This window comes from Mycobacterium sp. TH-M106, from assembly GCF_057473765.1.
In genome coordinates this window covers 1-6,221 of the sequence record NZ_JBYCLE010000031.1, presented here as the reverse complement: position 1 = coordinate 6,221, position 6,221 = coordinate 1, and the positions used below count along the sequence as shown (strand labels likewise).

Here is a 6,221-nt window from a genome sequence, read left to right as displayed (position 1 = left end):
CCGGAACCACCGAAGAATAACCACCAACCATCCGGGCCTAGGGGGTCAATTTTCAGATGCCGCCAGGGGGTCAGTTTTCACTTGCCGTTGACAGCTGTCTCATGAACGATCGAAAGTAAGATATATATCTATCGGACTAGACTATAATATGTCTACCTTCATAGACTAGTGTCGTGGTGAAAGCGGAACCTACTCGGACGGTCATTAAGCGGCTGAAGGGGGCAGGGTTCATCCGCAGCAGCACCGATGGTCGCCACTCCAAGTGGACCCATCCATCGGGGGTGTGGGTGCCGGTCCCGGACAGTCACCGAACGATCAGCCCCGGCGTGGTTCGCAAGGTCAACAAGGCCATCGCGGACAGCAAGGAGGCCAGCAGCAATGCCTAGCTACAACGTCGAAGTCAACCGTGACGGACGCTGGTGGATGATACGGGTACCCGAGATCGACCAGCTCACCCAGGCTCGCCGGATCAGCGAGATCGCTGACATGGCCAAAAGCCTGATCGCCATCAGCACCGCCACTCCGCTCAGCGATATCGACATTCGCATCACAGGCATCGACGTTCCCGGCGTTGGTGACGTCGCCGCCGCCGCCGACCGCATCACCGCGGCCCGTACCGCCGCCACCGATGCCCTTCAGGCAGCCCAAGACCAGGCGGCCGATTACGCACGATCACTGACAGCGGCCGGGGTACCGGTGCGCGACACCGCAGAACTACTGCACGTCTCCCCGCAACGGGTCAGCCAGCTGACGAATTAATAAACCGCCCTACCGACTGCCGAACCGGGCAGGGTTTCTTGGGCGGCGCGGTGTTCGGGGGTGTCGAGCGCGGCCAGTCATCGACGCGGGCGGCCTCGTGGCGGGGTGCTGGTGCGCGAGTTTGGCGGGCCCAGTCTGGCGTGGCCATCGCAGGTCCGGTTTTACAGCGGCGTCACGTAGGCCGAGCTGATCCCGCCGTCGACGAGGAACGTCGACGCGGTGATGAACGACGCGTCGTCACTGGCCAAAAACGCTACTGCGGCGGCGATCTCCTCCGGTTCGGCGAACCGGCCCATCGGCACGTGCACCAGGCGACGGGCCGCTCGTTCCGGGTCAGCGGCGAAAAGTTCCTGCAGCAGCGGCGTGTTCACCGGCCCCGGGCACAGCGCGTTGACCCGGATGCCCTGCCGCGCGTACTGCACCCCCAGTTCCCGCGACATGGCCAGCACCCCGCCCTTGGATGCGGTGTAGGAGATCTGCGACGTCGCCGAGCCCATCACCGCGACGAACGAGGCAGTGTTGATGATCGATCCACGCCCGGCGGGCACCATGTGCCGCAGCGCCGCGCGGCAGCACAGGTACACCGATTTCAGGTTGACGTCTTGAACCCGCTGCCACGCCGGCAACTCGGTGCGCTCGATCACGTCATCATCGGGCGGGGAGATGCCGGCGTTGTTGAACGCGATGTCCACCGAGCCGAAAGTGTCGGCCGCGGTGTCGAACAGCGCATCGACAGCGGCCTGGTCGCACACATCCACCGCCACAAACAACCCGCCCAGCTCGTCGGCGGTCGCCGCACCCGCGACCGGGTCGACATCGCCCACCACGATCGTGGCGCCCTCGGCGCGCAAGCGCCGGGCCGCCGCCAAACCGATCCCGCCGCCGGCGCCGGTGACCACGGCTGTCCGCCCGGCCAGCCGCTGGGTCAGATCGGTCGCCGGGCTCACTGGGCTCACTGGGCTCACTGGGCTTCCTTGACCGCGATGAAGACATTCTTGGTCTCGGTGAACGCCAGCGGCGCATCGGCACCCAGTTCGCGACCCAGCCCCGACTGCTTGAAGCCACCGAACGGTGTGTTGAACCGCACCGAAGAATGCGAATTCACCGACAGATTCCCGGCTTCCACCGCGCGAGCCACCCGCAGCGCGCGGGACAGGTCGTCGGTCCAGACCGACCCGGAAAGCCCGTAGGCGGTGTCGTTGGCCAGGGTGATCGCGTCGGATTCGTCGTCGAACGCCAGCACGGTGACCACCGGGCCGAAGATCTCCTCGATCACGCAGCGGTCGGTGCGTGCCGGGGTCAGCACGGTCGGCGCAAACCAGAAACCCGGGCCGGTCGGGGCGTGCCCGCGGAATGCGACTGGGGCATCGTCGGGCACGTAGGAGGCGACCTTCTCCCAGTGGCCACGCGACACCAGCGGACCCATCTCGGTGTCACGGGACGTCGGGTCGCCGACGACGACACCTTTGACCGCCGGCTCAAGCAACTCCATGAACCGCTGGTAAACACTGCGCTGCACCAGGATCCGGCTGCGGGCGCAACAGTCCTGACCGGCGTTGTCAAACACCCCGTAGGGCGCAGTCGCGGCGGCGCGTTCGAGGTCGCAATCGTCGAACACGATGTTGGCGCTTTTGCCGCCCAGCTCCAGGGTGACCCGCTTCACCTGTGCTGCCGCGGCGGCCATCACCCGGGTGCCGGTCTGCGTCGAACCGGTGAAGACGATCTTGCGGATGTCCGGGTGGCTGACCAGGCGCTCCCCCACCACCGAGCCCCGGCCGGGCAGCACCTGCAGCAGGCCGGGGTCCAGCCCGGCTTCCACCGCCAGCTCACCGAGTCGGATCGTGGTCAGCGGTGTCCACTCGGCGGGTTTGACCAGCACAGCGTTGCCGGTGGCCAGCGCAGGCGCGATGCCCCACGACGCGATCGGCATCGGGAAGTTCCACGGGGTGATAACGGCTACGACGCCGACCGGCTCGTGGAAGGTGACGTCGAGCCCGCCGGCAACCGGAATCTGCCTGCCGGACAGGCGTTCCGGGCTGGCGGCATAGAACTGCAGCACGTCGCGGACATGTCCGGCCTCCCACTCGGCCGCCGAGACCGGGTGCCCGGCGTTGGCGACCTCCAGCGCGGCCAGTTCGTCGACGTGGGCGTCGACGACGGCGGCGTAAGCCCGCAGCGCGGCCGCCCGTTGCGCCGGCTCCAACCGCGCCCAGCGCCGCTGCGCCGCCTGCGCGCGGCGCACCGCGTCGTCGACGGCAGCCACATCCGACTGCTCGACGGACCCCAGCGCCTGCCCGGTGGCCGGATTGATCAGCTGGCTGCTACTCACGAGGCCACCCGCCCGGCGGCATAGGAGCGTGCCGCATCCACGATCGCCGCGAACAGCCGCAGGTCGTCGAGAGATTCCTCCGGATGCCACTGCACCGCAAGCACAAAGCTCTCCCCGGGCAGCTCGATCGCCTCGATCACGCCGTCGTCATCTCGCGCGCTGACCACCAGGTGATCACCGACCTCGGCGATCCCCTGGTGGTGGTAGCACGGCACCTCGGCCGATTCGCCGAGCAGCGCCGCCAGCCGGGTCTCCGGCACGGTGCGCACACCCACCGTGGTGAACACCGCGTTGCCCGCCCGGTGCCCGCTGTGCCCGAGGACATCCGGCAGGTGCTGGTGCAGCGTTCCGCCGAGTGCGACGTTGAGCATTTGCGCGCCACGACAGATCCCCAGCACCGGCAGCCCCCGCTCGAGTGCCTCCGTCAGCAGGGCGAACTCCCAGGCGTCGCGGTCTCGGCTGGGCTCGTCGGTGGCCCGATGCCGCAGCTGACCGTAGGAGCTGGGGTCGACGTCCTTGCCGCCGGTGACCACCAGGCCGTCCAGCCCGTCGAGCACCCGGGCAGCGATCTCTCGGTTCACCGGCTGCGGCGGCAGCAGCACCGCAACGCCGCCGGCGGCGGTGATGCCCTGGAAGTAGCCGGCCGGCAGAAAACTGGCGGGCACGTCCCAGACTCCGGTCTGGGCCCGGTCGAGATAGGTGGTCAACCCCACCGTCGGCCGCACGGGGTCAGAGTCGTTCAAATCCGCGCACCCGCTCCCAGTCGGTGACCGCCGTGTTGAACGCGCGCAACTCCACCCGGGCGTTGTTGAGGTAGTGATCAACGACGTCATCGCCGAACGCCTTGCGCGCCACCGCGGATTCACCGAATAATGCCGCGGCCTCACCCAGCGTAGTCGGCAATTGCTGCAGCTCGCCCTGCGATGCCGCTTGGTAGGCGTCACCGGCCACCGGTTCCGGCAGCGCAAGCTCGTTGTCGATCCCGTACAGGCCACCGGCGATCAGCGCCGCGACCGCCAGATACGGGTTCACATCGCCGCCGGGTATCCGGCACTCCATCCGCAGCCCGTCGCCGTGACCGAGCACGCGCAGCGCACAGGTGCGGTTGTCCAGCCCCCATGCGATCGCGGTCGGCGCGAAGCTCGTACTGACAAACCTTTTGTAGGAGTTGATGTTCGGTGCGTAACACAGGGTCAGCTCGGCAAGCGTGGCCAGCTGCCCGGCGATGAAGCTGCCGAACAGCGGTGACATGCCGTGCGGTGCGCCGGCGTCGGGGAACACCGCGGCGCCGTCGAGTCCGCGCAACGAAATGTGGACGTGGCAGCTGTTTCCCTCGCGCTGGTCGTATTTCGCCATGAACGTCAGGCTCTTGCCGTGCTGCTCGGCGATCTCCTTCGCACCGTTCTTGTAGACGACATGGTTGTCGCAGGTGGGCATGGCCTGTCCGTAGCGGAACGTGATCTCCTGCTGGCCGCTGTGGCATTCGCCTTTGACGGCCTCGCACACCATCCCCGCGGCGGTCATGTGCAGTCGGATGTCCCGCAGCAGCGGCTCCAGGCGGGCACCGGGCGCCAGCCCGTAGTCGGCGTTGTAGTCGGTCGCCGGGGTGAGCCCGCGGTAACCGCTGGCCCAAGCCTGCCGGTAGGTGTCGTCGAAAACCAGGAATTCCAGCTCGGTGGCGGTGTAGGGCACCAGGCCGCGGTCGGCCAGCCGGCCGATCTGGGTGGCCAGGATCGCGCGCGGCGCGAGCGCGACCGGGCTGCCGTCGGGCCAGTACAGGTCGGCGAGCACCTGCGCCGTGCCGGGCAGCCACGGGATGCGCCGCAACGTCGCGGGGTCGGGTTTCATCACCATGTCGCCGTAGCCGGTGCTCCAGTCAGCGATCGGGTAACCGGGCACGGTGTTCATTTCGACGTCGACGGCCAGCAGGTAGCCGCAGCACTCCGCGCCGTTGTCGGCGACCTCGGCAATGAAGTGGGGAGCCGCCACCCGTTTGCCCACCAGCCGGCCCTGCATGTCCGGGAACGCCAGTACGACGGTATCGATCTCGTCGCAGGCAACCAGCCGCTCCAGCTCAGCGAACGACAGCATGGGGTCAACGGTAACCGCACGGGTGGTAAGCCCGGATCGAGGGTTGCGAGGGCCTTCGCCGAGCCGTGGATGCCCACGGCCAGCGCAACCTGCTACTTGAGCAGCTCGGCCACGTCCGACGCGCTGATCGCCGAGCTGAACAGCTCACCGTCGTCCATCACGGCGGTGAACAGTTCACGTTTGCGCTGCTGCAGGGCGACCACCTTCTCTTCGATGGTGCCCCCGGAGACCAGCCGGTAGACGGTGACCGGGCGAGTCTGGCCGATGCGGTGGGTCCGGTCCACGGCCTGAGCTTCAGCGGCCGGACTCCACCATGGATCGCACAAGAAGCAGTAGTCGGCCTCGGTCAGGTTGAGGCCGAATCCGCCGGCCTTGAGGCTGATCAAAAACACCTTGCTGACCCCGTCGGCGAACTGCGCCAGCGCCTCCCGCCGTCGGCGGGCGTTGACCGACCCGTCCAGATAGCTGTAGGTGATCCCGGCTGAGTCCAAGTGCGACCGCAAGATGGACAAGAACCCGGTGAACTGGCTGAACACCAGAGCGCTGTGGCCCTCGGCGGCCAACTGGGGCAGCTGCTCGACGAGAAAGTCGATCTTCACCGAGCCGGCATTCATCTCGGAGGCGTCGATCAGGCCGGGATGCAGGCTCAGTTGACGCAGCAGAGTCAGTGACCGGAAGATCCGGAATCGGTTCTTCTCCCAGTCGCCGAGCAGCCCGAGCACTTTCTGGCGTTCGCGGGCCAGCCGAGTGTCGTAGATCCTGCGGTGTTTGGCCCCCAGGGCTACGGTGAGGATCTGTTCTTGTTTCGCCGGGAGTTCGGCGAGCACCTGGGTTTTCGTCCGCCGCATCATCACCGGTTTGATCCGGCGGCGCAACACCGGCAACCGATCGCGGTTAGCGCCCGACTCTATGGGCTTGCGGAAGTAGTCGCCGAACACCTTCGGAGATGGGAACAGCCCCGGCACCGTGATCGACAGCAGCGACCACAGCTCCATCAAATTGTTCTCCATCGGGGTGCCGGTGATCGCCAGTTTGAATGCGG

General features: G+C 67.2%; 7 protein-coding genes. 2 read left to right on the top strand and 5 right to left on the bottom strand.

Annotated features, from left to right (window positions below; translation table 11 throughout):
* Positions 1 to 173 precede the first annotated feature (173 nt).
* Positions 174 to 386, top strand: a complete 213-nt coding sequence (locus AC2VOP_RS00995; RefSeq protein ID WP_486959229.1) for a type II toxin-antitoxin system HicA family toxin — start codon at positions 174 to 176, stop codon at positions 384 to 386.
* Positions 379 to 759: a HicB family toxin-antitoxin system gene (locus tag AC2VOP_RS00990; RefSeq protein WP_486959228.1), complete on the top strand. Its 381-nt coding sequence runs from the start codon at positions 379 to 381 to the stop codon at positions 757 to 759. Before AC2VOP_RS00995 ends, AC2VOP_RS00990 begins: the two co-directional genes overlap by 8 nt.
* A gap of 161 nt (positions 760 to 920) precedes the next feature.
* Here the strand turns inward: AC2VOP_RS00990 and AC2VOP_RS00985 are convergent, their stop codons facing one another.
* The 5 genes from AC2VOP_RS00985 to AC2VOP_RS00965 all read right to left on the bottom strand — a co-directional run.
* Entirely contained in the window at positions 921 to 1,706 is a 786-nt protein-coding gene (locus AC2VOP_RS00985; protein WP_486959230.1) for a 3-oxoacyl-ACP reductase, read from the bottom strand.
* A gap of 14 nt (positions 1,707 to 1,720) precedes the next feature.
* A complete protein-coding gene (locus tag AC2VOP_RS00980) occupies positions 1,721 to 3,088 on the bottom strand; it encodes an aldehyde dehydrogenase family protein (RefSeq protein ID WP_486959227.1) in 1,368 nt (455 codons plus the stop codon).
* Positions 3,085 to 3,921, bottom strand: a complete 837-nt coding sequence (locus tag AC2VOP_RS00975) for a gamma-glutamyl-gamma-aminobutyrate hydrolase family protein (protein ID WP_486959226.1) — start codon at positions 3,919 to 3,921, stop codon at positions 3,085 to 3,087. The genes AC2VOP_RS00980 and AC2VOP_RS00975 overlap by 4 nt, the downstream gene beginning before the upstream one ends.
* Complete coding sequence (locus AC2VOP_RS00970; protein ID WP_486959225.1) at positions 3,818 to 5,179, bottom strand: glutamine synthetase family protein; 1,362 nt, start codon at positions 5,177 to 5,179, stop codon at positions 3,818 to 3,820. Before AC2VOP_RS00970 ends, AC2VOP_RS00975 begins: the two co-directional genes overlap by 104 nt.
* 92 nt (positions 5,180 to 5,271) lie before the next feature.
* The coding region (locus tag AC2VOP_RS00965; RefSeq protein ID WP_486959224.1) for a DEAD/DEAH box helicase at positions 5,272 to 6,221 on the bottom strand (950 nt) is incomplete at its 5' end.

Bases quoted from the DNA above. Each gene is read 5' to 3' on its own strand.
- AC2VOP_RS00970 (WP_486959225.1), bottom strand. From the start codon at position 5,179: ATGCTGTCGTTCGCTGAGCTGGAGCGGCTGGTTGCCTGCGACGAGATC.
- AC2VOP_RS00975 (WP_486959226.1), bottom strand. From the start codon at position 3,921: ATGACGTCGTTGATCACTACCTCAACAACGCCCGGGTGGAGTTGCGCG.
- AC2VOP_RS00990 (WP_486959228.1), top strand. From the start codon at position 379: ATGCCTAGCTACAACGTCGAAGTCAACCGTGACGGACGCTGGTGGATG.